The 15,402-nt window shown below is 72.6% G+C and carries 11 protein-coding genes; 3 read left to right on the plus strand and 8 right to left on the minus strand.

Annotated elements, in window-relative coordinates; all coding sequences use genetic code 11:
* Window positions 1-91: 91 nt before the first annotated feature.
* The 8 genes from ACZ4Z4_RS06685 to ACZ4Z4_RS06720 form a co-directional block, all read right to left on the minus strand.
* Window positions 92-2,251 (minus strand): ABC transporter ATP-binding protein, encoded by a 2,160-nt coding sequence (locus ACZ4Z4_RS06685; RefSeq protein WP_468324160.1) that lies wholly within the window; start codon window positions 2,249-2,251, stop codon window positions 92-94.
* A 47-nt stretch (window positions 2,252-2,298) separates the two neighbouring features.
* A complete protein-coding gene (locus ACZ4Z4_RS06690) occupies window positions 2,299-2,523 on the minus strand; it encodes an MbtH family protein (RefSeq protein WP_398298708.1) in 225 nt (74 codons plus the stop codon).
* Between the two features lie 70 nt (window positions 2,524-2,593).
* A complete protein-coding gene (locus ACZ4Z4_RS06695; RefSeq protein WP_468323143.1) occupies window positions 2,594-3,442 on the minus strand; it encodes an alpha/beta fold hydrolase in 849 nt (282 codons plus the stop codon).
* Between the two features lie 12 nt (window positions 3,443-3,454).
* Complete coding sequence (gene dpgC / locus ACZ4Z4_RS06700) at window positions 3,455-4,747, minus strand: (3,5-dihydroxyphenyl)acetyl-CoA 1,2-dioxygenase DpgC (RefSeq protein WP_468324163.1); 1,293 nt, start codon at window positions 4,745-4,747, stop codon at window positions 3,455-3,457.
* A gap of 71 nt (window positions 4,748-4,818) precedes the next feature.
* Complete coding sequence (gene dpgB, locus ACZ4Z4_RS06705; protein ID WP_468323146.1) at window positions 4,819-5,463, minus strand: enoyl-CoA-hydratase DpgB; 645 nt, start codon at window positions 5,461-5,463, stop codon at window positions 4,819-4,821.
* 38 nt (window positions 5,464-5,501) lie between these two features.
* Window positions 5,502-6,692, minus strand: coding sequence for a 3,5-dihydroxyphenylacetyl-CoA synthase DpgA (dpgA, locus tag ACZ4Z4_RS06710; protein WP_468323149.1), 1,191 nt, complete (start codon window positions 6,690-6,692; stop codon window positions 5,502-5,504).
* A 104-nt stretch (window positions 6,693-6,796) separates the two neighbouring features.
* Window positions 6,797-9,031, minus strand: a complete 2,235-nt coding sequence (locus tag ACZ4Z4_RS06715; protein WP_468323153.1) for an aminotransferase class I/II-fold pyridoxal phosphate-dependent enzyme — start codon at window positions 9,029-9,031, stop codon at window positions 6,797-6,799.
* Between the two features lie 165 nt (window positions 9,032-9,196).
* The gene (locus ACZ4Z4_RS06720; protein ID WP_468323155.1) at window positions 9,197-10,354 is read right to left on the minus strand and encodes a prephenate dehydrogenase; all 1,158 of its coding nucleotides are present in this window, start codon (window positions 10,352-10,354) and stop codon (window positions 9,197-9,199) included.
* Window positions 10,355-10,552: 198 nt separating this feature from the next.
* On the opposite strand from ACZ4Z4_RS06720, the gene hppD reads away from it, so the two are divergent.
* The 3 genes from hppD to ACZ4Z4_RS06735 all read left to right on the plus strand — a co-directional run bounded on the left by hppD (window position 10,553) and on the right by ACZ4Z4_RS06735 (window position 15,388).
* Window positions 10,553-11,674, plus strand: a complete 1,122-nt coding sequence (gene hppD / locus ACZ4Z4_RS06725; RefSeq protein ID WP_468323158.1) for a 4-hydroxyphenylpyruvate dioxygenase — start codon at window positions 10,553-10,555, stop codon at window positions 11,672-11,674.
* Window positions 11,655-12,779 carry an alpha-hydroxy acid oxidase gene (locus tag ACZ4Z4_RS06730; RefSeq protein WP_468323161.1) on the plus strand — a complete coding sequence of 375 codons (1,125 nt, stop codon included), beginning with the start codon at window positions 11,655-11,657 and terminating at the stop codon, window positions 12,777-12,779. The genes hppD and ACZ4Z4_RS06730 overlap by 20 nt, the downstream gene beginning before the upstream one ends.
* Window positions 12,780-13,027: 248 nt before the next feature.
* The gene (locus tag ACZ4Z4_RS06735) at window positions 13,028-15,388 is read left to right on the plus strand and encodes an ATP-binding cassette domain-containing protein (protein ID WP_468323163.1); all 2,361 of its coding nucleotides are present in this window, start codon (window positions 13,028-13,030) and stop codon (window positions 15,386-15,388) included.
* Window positions 15,389-15,402: the final 14 nt, after the last annotated feature.

Below are 15,402 nucleotides of genomic sequence, written 5' to 3' on the forward strand. Positions count from 1 at the left end.
CGGGGTGCCCGTGTGCGGGCCGGTGTGACGGAACGGCATCCGCGATGCGGTGTGCCGCATCGCGGATGCCGTGGGAGGGGCAGGGCTCAACTCAGCCGTGGCGCGGGGGCGGTGGGCCGCCGGGACCGCCCGGTCCACCCGGGCCGCCGGGGCCACCCGGACCGCCCGGTCCACCGGGACCGCCAGGACCGCCGGGGCCTGCCAGGAAGACTCCCGGGCCGCCCGGGAAGGCTCCGTGCGGGCCGCCCTGCATCGGTCCGCCGGGGCCGCCGGGGCCACCGGTCAGGACGGGCCCCGGGCCGTGCGGGCCGCCGACCGGCTCGGGCACGGGCCCGTCGCCGTTCTTCGAGGGCTGGCGGGAGAACTGGGTGCGGTACAACTCCGCGTACATGCCGTCCAGTTGCATCAGTTCCTCGTGGGTGCCGCGTTCCTGGACGCGGCCCTTGTCGACGACGAGGATCTGGTCGGCGTCCCTGATGGTGGACAGGCGGTGCGCGATCACCAGCGAGGTGCGGCCCTTCAGCGCGGTCTTCAGGGCCCGTTGCAGTGCCGCCTCGGACTCCGAGTCGAGGTGCGCGGTGGCCTCGTCGAGCACGACGATGGGCGGGGCCTTGAGCAGCAGCCGCGCCATGGCCACGCGCTGCTTCTCGCCGCCGGAGAAGCGGTAGCCGCGGTCGCCGACGACGGTGTCGAAGCCGTTGGGCAGCGATTCGATCAGGTCCCAGATCTGCGCGGCCTTGCACGCGTCGATCAGTTCCTGCTCGGTGGCGTCGGGCCGCGCGTAGGTGAGGTTGTCGCGGATGGTCGCGTGGAAGAGGTGCGCGTCCTGGGTGACCATGCCGACGGTGTCGTTCAGCGACTTCAGCGTCACGTCGCGGATGTCGTGGCCGCCGATCCGGATGACGCCCTCGACGGGGTCGTAGAGGCGCGGCACCAGGTGGGTGATGGTGGTCTTGCCGGCGCCCGACGGGCCGACCAGAGCGGTGAGTTTGCCCGCGGGCACGGTGAACGTCAGGTCGCGCAGGGTCCAGGTGTTCTGCGCGCGCTCCTGCGAGGGCAGCGCGATGGACTCCAGCGAGGCGAGTGAGACGTCCGCGGCCTTCGGGTAGCGGAACGACACGTTCTCGAAGGTGATCTCCGGTGCCCTGGAGCCACCGTCGGCGGCGGCCGTGGCCGCGGCGGCCGGCAGGGGCACCGCGTTCGGCTTCTCGGAGATCAGCGGCTTCAGGTCGAGGATCTCGAAGAGCCGGTCGAAGCTGACGAGGGCGGTCAGCACGCTCGTCTGCGCGCTCGACAGCTGGTTGATGGGGCCCATCAGCCGGGTGAGCAGCGTCGCGAGGGCCACCAGCGTGCCGATCTGGAACGTGCCCTCGATGACGAGGGCGCCGCCGATGCCGTAGACGAGGGCGGTGGCGATGGCGCCGACGAGCGTCATCGTCAGGAAGAGCATCTTGCCGTAGACGGAGGTCAGGACCCCGAGGTCGCGTCCCTTGCGGGCCAGTCGGGAGAACATGCCCGTCTCGGTCGCGGGGCGGCCGTACAGCTTGCTCAGCAGGGCACCGGTCACGTTGAAGCGCTCGTTCATGAACGAGCCGACCTCGGCGTTGACCTGCATGTGCTCCCGCATGATCCGCTGAAGCCTGCGGCCGACGACCCGGCCCGGCAGGATGAAGAGCGGGATCACCACGAGGGAGACCAGGGTGACCACCCAGGAGAGGTAGAACATCGCGCCGAGGACGAGGAGCAGGGTCAGCCCGGCGGAGACCACGGTGGACAGCAGCGCCGTGACCGCCTGTTGGGCGCCGACGACGTCGGTGTTGAGGCGGCTGACGAGTGACCCGGTCTGGGCGCGGGTGAAGAACGCCAGCGGCTGCCGCTGCACGTGGTCGAAGATCTTGGTGCGCAGGTCGTAGATGAGCCCTTCGCTGACCCTGCCCGAGTAGTAGGCCTCCGCGAATCCGAAGCCGGTGCTCAGCAGGGCGAGGACGGCGACGATCACGGCGATCCACACGACCACCGAGGTGTCGCCTTCGACGATGCCGTCGTCGATGAGGTACTTGAAGAGAAGGGGTGTGGCCACCACGTTGCCCGCGTTGAGCACGGTGACGACCAGGAGAACGCCTATGTTGAAGCGATACGGTTTCGTATAGGGGAGGATTCGCTTGGCCGTGCCAGGCTTTATCTTCTGCTTGGTCACCGACTCGTCAGGACCCATCCCCCGCATCAGTACCGGCCCCGGGCCGCCGATCATGGCCACGAAAACCTCCTGTTTTCGTTGTCGTTTCGGTCGGGGATCGCCTAGCCGGCGGCTTCGGACTTCTCCATCTCGTCGATGAGACTCTTGGGACGCATGTCCGTCCAGTTCTCCTCGATGTAGTCCAGGCAGGCCTTGCGCGTGTCTTCTCCGAACACGGCCTTCCAGCCGGCCGGCACCTCGGCGAAGGCGGGCCAGAGCGAATGCTGGTTCTCGTCGTTCACGAGAACCAGGAAGGTTCCGTTTTCGTCGTCGAACGGGTTCGGCATAACCACTCCGATCAATTTCCGTGGGCTCATGCACGTCGACTGAATTTCCGTCGGCAGGACGTGTTTCACGCTAGCGGGGCGATTCGGGGGCTACAAGGTTGTCCAGACGACCTGCGAAGAATCCGGTGATCGCCGAATTCACTTCCGCGGGCCTCTCCAGATATCCGTAGTGGCCGCAGCCCGGGATCTCCGTATAGGAGGCGCCGGGAATGCTCCGCGCGACCTCGCGGGACAGGTGCGGGCGGATGACCAGGTCGTCCTGGAACCCGATGACCAGGCACGGCGTGCTGATGCGGCGGTACGCGGCCAGCCGGTCCGGGATGAGCTGGAGCCCGAGCTGGCCGCGCACGCCCGCCGCCGTGGCGTCCACGGCCGACATCTCCAGGACGGCGAGCCAGTCCCGCAGGCGGTCCTCGTCGTTGAGCGTGCGCGGGGAGAGGTTCTGAAGGGCCTGTACGCAGGCCGCGAAGCGGGGCGGGAGTTTGCCGCCGCTGTCGCTGAGTTCCATGTCGGCCGCGGTCATCGCGGCGGTGAGGGCGTCGGTGCGTCCGCTGGTCGCCATCAGGACGGCCCGGCTCACGAGGTCGGGCCGGGTCAGCAGCAGTTCCTGGACCACGATGGCGCCCAGTGAGTAGCCGACGATCCGGCACGTGCCGTCGTCCGCGCCCACGTGCTCGATGAGCCCGGCGACGTCCGCGACCATGTCGACGAGGGTGAACCCGTCGGGGCACGGATCGCTGGGCGGGATCCCCCGGTTGTCGAGCGTGATCACCCGGTGGCCCGCGGCCGTGAGGGCGGGCACCTGGTGGGTCCGCCACATCCGGCCGGGGGCACCGGTGCCGGTGACCATGACGACCGGCTCTCCGGTGCCGTACTCGTCGTAACCGAGGTTGATCCCGTTGATCCGGGCGATCGGCATCGCGGTGTCCCCTCAGCCGTGCGGTGCCGCACCGAAGCGGCCGACCTTGTCGATGACGTCCTGGCCGTAGATGCGGAGGGCCTGTTGGAGCGCGAACTCCGCCATGTACGCGCGGAACGCGTCCGGCGGCTCCTCCGCGAGGTTCAGCATCCGCCGGTTGGCGAGCACCGCGTCGCCGTCGAGCCGGGCCACGCTCGCCTCGACGGCGGCGTCCATCTCCTCGGGCTCCACGACCTCGTCGACGAGCAGCCGCGCGGCGGGCTCGGCGGCTCTGATCCTGCGGCCCTCCAGGATCACCTGCCGGGACAGACGCGGGCCCGCGTACCGGCTGAAGCGGAAGTTGGCGACGCCGGGGATGATCCCCTCCTTCGCGGCGGGCAGGCTGAGGTAGGCGTCCGACGCGGCCAGCACGTGGTCGCAGACCAGCAGCAGCTGGGCGCCGCCCCCGATGGCGAAGCCGTCGACGGCCGCGACCCACGGCTTCTCCACGAAGGGCGAGTGCCAGCGGCCGGGGTGGTCGGCGCGCACGCCGCGCACGAGCTTGTGCAGATAGCCGAGTTCGCGCCGCAGCAGGAACCCGACGAGCGGGATGTCACCGGCGCTCAGGCTCTTGAGGTTGATGCCCGCGCTGAACACGCGCCGGCCCCGGTAGCGGGGGTGGGTCATCTCCCCGCCGCGCAGCAGCCCGACCCGGACGGCCGGGTCGAGCAGGGCGAGGTCGACGGCGGTCTCCATGTCGTCGACCTGGCGGACGTCCTCGGCGTTCAGACAGTCATCCCTGCACAGGGTCAGCCGCGCCACGCCGTCGGCGCGCCGTTCGACGCGCACCGACTCCGTCTCCACCACTCCGGTACGGGTGAACTCATCGAGGAGCCCCAGCGCGCGGGGGGTCGGCCGCAGCATGGCGTCGAGCAGGTGCGGGCCCGCGGACGGGGAGCGGAGCACGGCCCGCAGGAAGATGCCCTGGTCGATCTCGTCCCCCTCCTTGGCGGCCTGCGGCCTGCTCCGCTCGGCGGCGAGCCGGGCCTCGCCGGGCACCAGGCCCGGGAAGGCGACGGCCGCGGCGGCGAGCAGTTCCTCGATGCGCAGGGGCCGGGTGCGGCCCGCGGTCAGCCGGTCGTGGACGGCGTCCGCGTACGTGTCGAGAAAGGCGACCCGCAGTGCGCGCGCCGCGTCCTTGGCCGCGGCGATGTCGGCACGCTGCTCGGCGGTACGGGCGGGCGGCTCGGGCAGAGCGTCCACCAGCTCGTCGACACGCGCCACGGCTCCGGACCCCGCGACGAGCTCCGCCCAGGCGTCCCGCACATCCGCGTGAGCGGTCTCGGGAAGGCCGCTCAGCTGCCCCGACTGCGCGGGCTGCCCCGGGAGCGTGGTCGTCACGATGCTTCCTCCGCCGCTCCGGCCACCTGCCGCAAGGCGCGGTCGCAGGCCGCGAGGTGGGCGCCGAGCGCGTCCTCGAAGCCGGTCGTCGCCGCGTCGAACATCAACTGCCGGCGGATCGCGAGCTCCTTGCCGGACAGCCCGCCGACCAGCTCGGCGACGACGCCGACCGCGGCCGCCGGATCGTCCGTCAGCTCGTCGACGACGCCCAGCGCGACCGCCTCGGCCGCCTCGATCGCCCGGCCGAACAGGAGGGTTCTGCGGATCCGCGCGACCCCGGCGAGCCGGACCAGGCGGTAGCCGGCCATCCCGGGCCAGGTGGCCGCGGTGTCGCGCGGCAGGAGCAGCCGCGTGTCCGGGAGGGCGACACGGATGTCGGCGGCCAGGAACGCCTCGAGCGCGGTCCCTCCGCAGTCGCCGCGGGCCACCGCGACCGTGGCCGCGGGCAGCCGCTCCAGGCGGCGCAGCGCGCGCTCCCACTTGGTGACCAGCATGACGTCGAGCCCGTCGGCCCAGCCGTCCCGCGGCGCCCCGGTGACGTGCAGGGCGACGACGGGGCGGCCCTCCCCGTCCTCGGTCCGGTCGCAGAGGGCGCCGACGGCCTTGACCGCCGTGGCCGACAGGGGCTCGGATCCATCCAACTCCAGTGCGTACACCGCGTTCCTCGTCTCTGCCGCCCTCACCATCGGATCAGCGCCGTCTCGATCGTGGAGCCCGGTCCCATGGTCATGAGCACTCCGTACTCGCCGGGCCGGGTGACCCCCTCGTCGAGGAGGCGTTCGTACGAGAACAGGAACGAGCCGCTGGACACGTTCCCGTGGTCGCGCAGCACACCGACGGTGTGGCGGACGTCGTGGCGGGTCAGCCCGAGGTTGACGACGACCGCGTCGATCACCTTCTTGCCGCCGGAGTGCACCAGCCAGTGCCGGATGTCGCTCCTGCGCAGACCGGTGCCCGCCAGCAGCCGGTCGACGACCAGTTCGGCGTGCGCGCCCACCACATAGGGGATCTGCGGGTCGAGGAAGAAGCTGAACCTGCCCTGGACGCGGTCCCAGTCGTAGCGCATCGCGTCGACCGCTTCGGGGATGACGCAGCTGGCGAACTTCAGGACGGAAGGCGCCGGAGGCTCGGCGTCCACGTCCGGGCCCAGGTGCGCGTGCGTACCCGTGTCCGCGCCCGTATCCGTGTCCGTGAGCAGGGCGACCGCCGCCGCTCCGTCGCCGAACAGGCTGTTCACGACCGCCGTCCGCATCGTCGAGTCCACGGTGTACGCGGCCGAGCACGCCTCCACGCAGAGCACGACGGCGAGTTCGCCGGGGTGGGCCGCCGACCAGCCGGACACCACGCCCAGGGCGTTGAGGCCCGCGTTGCAGCCCATGCCGACGATGTCGGTCCTGCCGCAGTGGCGGTCGATGCCCAGCTCGCGGATCAGCAGGGCGCTGAGGCCGGGCGTGAGCAGTCCGGTGGAGGTCACGCAGCACAGGTGGCGCAGGTCGGCGAGGTCGGCGCCGGCCTTCTTCAGGCAGGCGCGCAGGGCCTCGCCGCCCATCTCCAGGGCCAGTGCCTTGTGTTTGTCGAGCAGGTCGCCCTGGGACTCGGAGGTGCGGACGCCGTGGGCGTCCTCCGGGGGGAGGGCGAGGTTGCGCCGTTCGATCGCGCTGTTGAGGAAGACCGAGCGCACTTTGGGATCGGTGATCCCGAAGGCGTCGAGCACCTCCAGCTGCGAGTAGGACGCGGCGGTCACGGCCGTGCCCACGCCGACGATGCGGGGGCGGGCGACCGCCGTGGCGGGTCGCGTCGGCGCCAGGGCGCCGTCGAGGGTTGCGGGTGGTGCGAGGTCCGTGGTCGTCGGTGCTGTTCCCGTGGTCATCGGAAGGTCCACCCCCACATACGTGGCTTGCTGCGCAGGTGCCGCATGGTCTCGGTGCCGGTCACTGTCCTGTCCTTCCTTGTCAACTGTCCTGTCCTTCCTTGTCAGGACACGGTGCGCGCGCTCTCCGCCTCGATGAACCGGACGAGGCGCGCGGTGCCCTCCCGGATCTGGGCGGGCGTCAGATAGCTGGTCGACAGGCGGATGCCGTCGAGGCCTCCGCCGCCGGGATGGAAGTACGCCATCGGCGTCCAGATGACGCCGAAGTCCTGTGCGGAGCGGATCAGCGCGGCGTTGTCCGCGCGGAAGGGCACCCGCAGGGTGAGGAAGAACCCTCCGGTGGGTTCGTTCCACCGCACGCCGAGCTCCGCCCGCCGCTCCGGGGGCAGGTGCGCGTCGAGCTCCCTGAGCGTGGCCCGCATGGCGTCGCCGTAGTACGTCGCCGCCGCAGCGTTCAGCTCCGAGACCCGGCCGCCCGCCGCGAGCAGCGTGCCCGCGACCGCGGCCTGGCTGAGCGAGGAGGTGTTGACCGTCACCATGCTCTTGATCTTGGACAGTTCGTCCGCGAGCAGGCCGGTGTGCCCGGACTCGTCGACGACGGGCTGGTCGGCGACGACGAAACCGACGCGGGCGCCCGGGAAGACGGTCTTCGAGAACGAGCCCAGGTGGACGACGGTGTGCGCGCGGTCCTGGGACTTCAGTGTCGGCAGCGGCGGTCCGGGGCTGACCAGGCGGTAGGGGCTGTCCTCCAGGATGAGGATGCCGTGCCGGGCGGCGAGGTCGAGGAGTTCGGCCCGCGTACGCCGGCCCATCGTGGTGCCCGACGGGTTGGAGTGGTCGGGGACGACGTAGAAGGCACGGGGGCGGCGCCCACGGGCCCGCTCGTGCCTGATCGCCTCTTCCAGGTCCGCGCAGGAGACACCGTCCTCGTGTTCCTCGACGGGGGTCACGGCGACGTCCAGGAGGCGGGCCGCTCCGGTGATGCCCACGTAACAGGGGCTGGAGACCAGGAGCACGTCGTCGGGGCCGGTGATCAGGGCGCGCAGGACGAGGAGCATGGCCTCCTGCGCGCCGACGGTGACGACGATCGACTCGGCCGGGACGTCGATGTTCTCGTCGGCGCGCAGCGAGTCGGCGATGATCTCGCGGATCTGGCCGGCGGTGGGCCCGTACTGGTACATGGCGGTGCGCGCCTGCTGCGGCGAGAACCCTTGCTCCGCGAGGTGGTCCAGGTACCGGCGGAGGTGGGTGAAGATCTGCTCGGTGTCGAAGAAGCCGTCGTGGGGGCGGCCCGGTGCGAAGGAGATGGCCTCCGGGTAGCGGGAGGTGATCTCGTTGAGGAAGGTCATCGTGTCGAGGACCGGGGCGGACACGCTGGCGTGCAGGTCGGCCTTCCGGAGCGGCCGTGCGGCCGTGGGCGGTGCCGGGTCCGCGGGGGGTGGTGCGGTGCGGACCAGGCCGGGGCCGATGTCCGCGACGGTGGCGGTGCCGGTGAACGCCATCGCCTCGCCCAGCTCCCGGACGAGGCCGTCCAGCGCCTCCGCCACGCCCGCGCGCCCCCCGGCCCGCAGCCCGTCGAGTACGGGCCGCCCCGCGAACACCGCGTCGGCCCCCGCCGCGAGCGACACCAGGATGTCCGCGCCGCGCCGGATCCCGCCGCTGAGCAGGACCGGGCAGCGGCCCGCCACGGTCTCCGCGATCGCGGGCAGCGCGTCGAGGGAGTCGACCACGATGCCGTCGGCGCCGCTGTCCACGGCGCGCGAGGCGTCGGACGCGGTGCGCACGCCCGCGACCAGCAGCGGCAGTGCGGTGGCCGCGCGCAGCCCGGCCACGTCGGCCCAGTCGGCGCGGGCGGCGAGCAGGGGGCGGATGTCGCTGGACGGTGCGTGCCGCGTGAGGTTGGCGGGGGCGGCGACCTTCCTGGGGCGGATGTCGTCGCGGCTGCCGAGCGCGAGGAGCACCGCCCCGAATCCGGCGTCCTCGGCCCGCGCCGCGAGGTCGTGCCCGGTGCCGCGGTCCCGGAAGGCGTAGGTGCGCAGCCACGGCGGGACGTCGGCGGCCGAGGAGAGCTCGCCGAAGGTGCGTTCGGCGAAGGCTCCGACCACTGCGGGGAGTTGGGCGGCGCCCGCGGCGCGGACCACGGCGAGCTCGCCGCCGGGGCGGGCCGGGGCGGAGAGCGGCCCGACGACCAGGGGCGCCGCCCAGCCGCGGCCGAGGATCTTCACGGTGGTCTCAGGAGGCCCCGGGTTTCCGGGTGCGCCCTGGCGCAATCCCCTGCGGTCGAACGCCGCTCGGTTCGCGGCGGAGTGGTCGGAGCCGTCGGCCGTCAGTTCCGGCATGGATTTTCCCCCAGGCGTCCGGAAGTTTTCGAGAAAGTGCCATACGTCGCTCAGAGTCACACGGTTCCGGACGGTCCAACAACGCCGTCCAACCGGCCGATTCGCACACTTGGACAGGCACGGACACGCTCCAACACGCCGGCCGACGGTCACGCGGGGCGACGGTCACGCGGGGCGACGTTCCGGCCGGGTCGCCGCGACGCCCGTGTCCCGTACGACATCCCATCCGCCGGCGCCGAGCACGGCCGCGAGCCGGTTGGCGGTGCGCGCCGGGACGGTGAAGCGTACGGCGAACCCTCCGCCGTCCGCCTCACCTCCGGACGCGGTGTCCCCGCGGCCCGCTTCCTCGACCCGGGCGTCGTCCGCCGCGATGCCGAAGTCCGCCACGGCGGCGAGGAGCCGCGCCAGTTCGCCGGGACGGTCCGGGACGGCGACCCGGAAGCGCGGGTCGTCGGACGAGGCGCCGGACCGGGCATCCGGGATCTCCGCGAGCCCCGAGATACCCCGGTCGAGCAGGTCCACCAGGGTCCGCATGCCGAGGTCGCGCTCCTGCCCACCGGGGGCGGCGAGCGCGTCCAGCGCCGGCACGAGACGGCAGAGGTCCCGGTGCAGGTCCCGCAGCACGCCGGCGATGGCCGGGGCGTTGGCCTGGAGGATGTCGCCCCAGAGCCGTGAGTCGCCGCCCGCGATCCGGGTGGCGTCGCGCAGGCCCTGCCCGGCGAGGCGGGGCAGGTCGGCCGGGCCCTCACACAGCCGTGCCGCCAGCAGGCTCGCCATGAGGTGCGGCACGTGGGAGGTCACGGCCACGGCGGCGTCGTGGTCCTTGCTGCCCATCACGACCGGGACGGCACCGCACAGGGCGACCAGTTCCAGGGCCCGATCGAAGGTGTCGTCCGAGGTCAGCGGGGAGGGGGTCAGCACCCAGTTGCGGCCGAGGAACAGGTCGGCGCGGGCGGCGAGCGGGCCCGAGCGCTCCCGGCCCGCCAAGGGGTGGCCGCCGACGTAGCGGTCGGGGTCGGGGGCGTGGCGCAGGGCGGCCCGCTCCGGTTCGGCCTTCACGGACGCCACGTCGGTGTAGCTGTCGGCGAGGCGGCGTTCCTGTGCCTCGGCGAGCACGGCACCCACCTGGCTGGGCGGCACGGCGAGCACGGCCAGATCCACCCGTTCGGGCGGCGTCCGCACGAGTCCGGCGCCGAGGGCGGCGGCCGTCCGGGCCGCCGCGGGGTCCCGGTCGGACAGGTACACCGTCACGCCCCGCCGGCTCACGGCCAGCGCGACGGAGGTGCCGATCAGGCCCGTACCGATGACGGCCATGGTGCGCATCACAAGTCATCACCCGTCCAAAAGGCCATCGACCATAAACCGAAAGGTGCAGGATAAAGGACCGCCGGTTATCCGCGCGGCCCTGCGAAGTCGCCCTTCTGGACGGCGAAGCCGGACGTCCATAACGGCATTAGCCTGATTGGCGACCGGGCTCGTAGAGTCCCAAGAGCTCTTTTCTCTCCGGATCTGGAGACCTTCATGAGGGATTTATCGGCAGCACCGGAATCAGCAGAATCAGCGGATCCACTCGCGGATCTCTCCATCGACTACGTGGAGATGTACGTCGAGGACCTGGACGCCGCGGTGACCCACTGGACCGACCGGTACGCGTTCACCGTGATCGGCACCAGCACCTCCGCCGAGTACCGCGGCGTCACCGTGCGGCACGGGCAGATCACGCTCGTCCTGACCCAGGCGACGTCCGAGCTGCACCCCGCGTCCGCGTACGTGCTGGCCCACGGCGACGGCGTCGCGGACATCGCGCTGCGCACCGCCGACCCGGAAGCGGCCTTCCACGCGGCGCTGGCGCGCGGCGCCCTGGCCCACCGGCACCCGACGCCGCCCACCGAGGCCGGCCCCGGCACCACCGCGGCGCTCCGCGGCTTCGGGGACCTCGTCCACACACTGGTCCGGCGCGCCCCCGGGGAAGGCCCCGGGCTGCCGGTCGGCCACGTCCCGGTGGCGGCGCCGGACGGCGAACGGTCCGACGCGGTCGGCCTGTTGGAGCTCGACCACGTCGCGGTGTGCCTGCCCGCGGGCGACCTCGACGCGATGGTCGCGTACTACCGCGACGCGCTCGGCTTCCGGTTCGTCTTCGAGGAGCACATCGTCGTGGGCACGCAGGCCATGGAGTCGAAGGTCGTGCAGAGCCGTTCGGGGACCGTGACCCTGACGCTCATCGAGCCCGACACCTCGGCCGCCACCGGCCAGATCGACGAGTTCCTCAAGGGCCACCAGGGCGCGGGGGTCCAGCACCTGGCGTTCTCCGCGCGGGACGCGGTGAGTTCGGTGCGGGCCCTGTCCGAGCGCGGCGTCACGTTCCTGCGCACCCCGTCGTCGTACTACGACCTGCTCGGCCGGCGCGTCGAGCTGGGCGAGCAGCGGCTGGCCGACCTGCGCTCGACGCACGTGCTCGCCGACGAGGACCACGACGGCCGGCTCTTCCAGATCTTCACGGCGTCGACCCACCCGCGGAAGACCCTGTTCTTCGAGGTCATCGAGCGCCAGGGGGCGGCGACCTTCGGCAGCGCGAACATCAAGGCGCTCTACGAAGCGGTGGAGCTGGAGCGGACGAAGCAGCGTGGATTCGACCAGCGCTGAGGCGGCTCCCGCGGCCTCGGCCGACGGTCTGCACTGTGTGGCCGACGCCGAACGTGCCGCCGACGCGGTCCTGCCCGCCGCCGTCCGGGACTTCGTGGCCGGGGGCAGCGGCGCGGAGGTGACGCTCGACGCCAACCGGGCGGCCCTCGACCGGGTCTTCGTCGTGCCGCGCGTCCTGCGGGACGTGTCGCGGTGCACGACGGAGACCACCCTGCTGGAGCGGCCGGCCCGGCTGCCGCTCGCGGTCGCGCCGGTCGCCTACCAGCGCCTTGTGCACCCCGAGGGGGAGCTGGCCGCCGCGCGGGCGGCGAAGGCGGCGGGGGTGCCGTTCACCGCGAGCACCCTCAGCAGCGTCCCGGTGGAGCGGCTCACCGCGGCCGGCGGGGCCGTCTGGTTCCAGCTGTACTGGCTGCGGGAGCCGGGGCGCTCACTCGACCTGGTCCGGCGGGCCGAGGACGCCGGCGCGGAGGCGGTCGTGCTCACGGTCGACGTGCCGTGGATGGGCCGCAGGCTCCGCGACGTACGCAACCGGTTCGCGCTCCCCGGCCACGTGCGCGCCGCCCACCTGGCGGCGGGGCCCTCCGCGGCCCACCGGACGCCTTCCGGTGCCGCCTCCGCGCTGGCCGCGCACACCGAGGCGGCGTTCTCGCCCGCGCTGACGTGGTCGTCGGTGGTGGCGCTGCGGGAGCGGACCCGGCTGCCGCTGGTGCTCAAGGGGGTCCTCGCGCCGGAGGACGCGGTGCGCGCCGCCGAGTGCGGCGTCGACGCCGTGGTGGTCTCGAACCACGGCGGCCGCCAGCTGGACGGCGCCGTGCCGAGCGTCGAGGCGCTGCCGGACGTGGTGGCGGCGCTGGCCGGCCGGTGCGAGGTGCTGTTGGACAGCGGTGTCCGCAGCGGTACGGACGTGCTCAGGGCGCTGGCTCTCGGCGCGTCCGGCGTGCTGGTGGGGCGCCCGCCGCTGTGGGGGCTCGCGGTCGGCGGCGAGGACGGGGTGCGGCGGGTCCTCGACATCCTGTCGGACGAACTCCGGGACGCTCTGGGGCTCGCGGGATGTGCGGACGTGGCAGCGGCACGCGAACTGCGGACGGTCCGCCGGGAGCGGTGAATACGTGGCGGGTCGGTGCGTCGAATTCCTGGGGCCGCACGAGGGAACGCCCCGCGAATCCAGCGAATCCCGCGAAGCCTGCGAATCCCGCGAAGCCTGCGAACCGTCTGCGGAATTCCCCCCTATTACGACCACCCCTACTACGACACCCCCTATTGCGACACCCCTTTGCACCCCTACCGGCTCGCGCGACCGCCCACGGCCTAGAATCGTGGGGTTTGCCACCGAGCCGCGTACGGAGCCCCACCATGCACAGCGCCCACGATCCATTCGTACGCGTCCGGGGTGCCCGGGAGCACAACCTCCAGAGCGTCGACGTGGACATCCCGCGCGACGTCCTCGCGGTCTTCACGGGCGTCTCGGGCTCCGGCAAGTCCTCGCTCGCGTTCGGCACGATCTACGCCGAGGCCCAGCGACGGTACTTCGAGTCCGTCGCGCCGTACGCGAGGCGGCTGATCCACCAGGTGGGCGCCCCGAAGGTCGGGGAGATCACCGGGCTGCCGCCCGCCGTCTCGCTCCAGCAGCGCCGCTCGGCGCCGACCTCCCGCTCCTCCGTCGGCACCGTCACCACGCTCTCCAACTCCCTGCGGATGCTCTTCTCCCGCGCCGGCCGCTACCCGGAGGGCGCCGAACGGCTGGACTCCGACGCCTTCTCGCCCAATACGACGGCCGGCGCGTGCCCAGAGTGCCACGGTCTGGGCCGTGTCCACCGGACCACCGAGGAGCTGCTGGTCCCCGACCCCTCGCTGTCCATCCGCGAGGGCGCCATCGCGGCCTGGCCGGGTGCCTGGCAGGGCAAGAACCTGCGGGACGTCCTCGACGCCCTCGGCCACGACGTGGACCGCCCGTGGCGCGAGCTGCCGCAGCGGGACCGCGACTGGATCCTGTTCACCGACGAGCAGCCGGTCGTGACGGTGCACCCGGTGCGGGAGGCCGGCCGGATCCACCGCCCCTACCAGGGCACCTACATGAGCGCCCGGCGCTATGTGATGAAGACCTTCGCGGACTCCAAGAGCCAGACGCTGCGCGCCAGGGCCGAGCGGTTCCTGACGAGCGCGCCGTGCCCGGCGTGCGGCGGGAGCAGGCTGCGGCCGGAGGCGATGGCGGTGACGTTCGCGGGCCGTGCGATCGCCGAGCTCGCCGCGCTGCCGCTCTCCGACCTGGCCGACGTCCTCGCGGGCGCGGCCGACGTGTCGGAGACGGCGCGTGTCCTGACCGAGGACCTGCTGGCCCGCATCGCGACCATCACCGAGCTCGGCCTCGGCTACCTCAGCCCGGACCGCGCCACGCCCACCCTGTCGGCGGGCGAACTCCAGCGCCTGCGTCTCGCCACCCAACTGCGCTCGGGGCTCTTCGGTGTGGTGTACGTCCTGGACGAGCCGTCGGCGGGACTGCATCCGGCGGACACGGAGGCCCTGTTGACGGTGCTCGACCGGCTCAAGGAGGCCGGGAACTCCGTCTTCGTCGTCGAGCACCACCTCGATGTCATGCGGCACGCGGACTGGCTCGTCGACGTCGGCCCGCAGGCGGGCGAACACGGCGGGCGGGTCCTGCACAGCGGCCCGGTGGCGGAGCTCGCGGGTGTCCGGGAGTCGGCGACGGCCCGCTTCCTCTTCGACGCGTCGCGCACAGCTGACGCGGCACCTGCCCCCGTACGGGAAGTGCGCGCCGCCCGGGGCTGGTTGAAGATCGGCCCGGTCACCCGGCACAACCTTCGCGGGGTGACGGCGGAGATCCCGCTCGGCGCGTTCACGGCGGTCACCGGCGTGTCGGGCTCGGGCAAGTCCACGCTCGTCGGCGAGATCACCGAGGAGCTGCCGGGCGTCGGCAGGCTGGTCCGCGTCGACCAGAGGCCGATCGGGCGCACGCCGCGCTCCAACCTCGCCACCTACACCGGCCTCTTCGACGTCGTGCGCAAGGTCTTCGCGGCCACGGACACGGCGCGGGAGCGCGGCTACGGCGTGGGCCGGTTCTCCTTCAACGTGGCGGGCGGGCGGTGCGAGACCTGCCAGGGCGAGGGGTTCGTCAGCGTCGAACTGCTCTTCCTGCCGAGCACGTACGCGCCGTGTCCCGACTGCGCGGGCGCCCGGTACAACCCCGAGACGCTCGAAGTGACGTACCGGGGAAGGAACATCGCGGAGGTCCTGGACCTGACCGTGGAGTCCGCCGCGGAGTTCTTCGCCGACACCCCGCCCGTCGTACGCAGCCTGCGCACGCTCCTCGACGTCGGCCTCGGCTATCTGCGGCTCGGCCAGCCGGCCACGGAGCTTTCCGGCGGCGAGGCACAACGCATCAAGCTGGCGGGCGAGTTGCAACGCGTCCGGCGGGGCCACACGCTCTACCTCCTGGACGAGCCGACGACGGGCCTGCACCCGGCCGACGCCGAACTCCTCACGCGTCGCCTGCACGAGCTCGTCGACGCGGGCAGCTCCGTGGTCGTCGTCGAGCACGACATGGCGATGGTGGCGGGCGCGGACCACGTGATCGACCTGGGTCCCGGCGGCGGCGACCGGGGCGGCCGGGTCGTGGCGACGGGCACCCCGGCGCAGGTGTCCCGTGCCGGGAACAGCCGCACGGCGCCCTACCTGGCGCGCGCCCTTGGCAGGTAGGGCGGCGACGAGGG

The organism is Streptomyces sp. NPDC030245 (assembly GCF_055572995.1).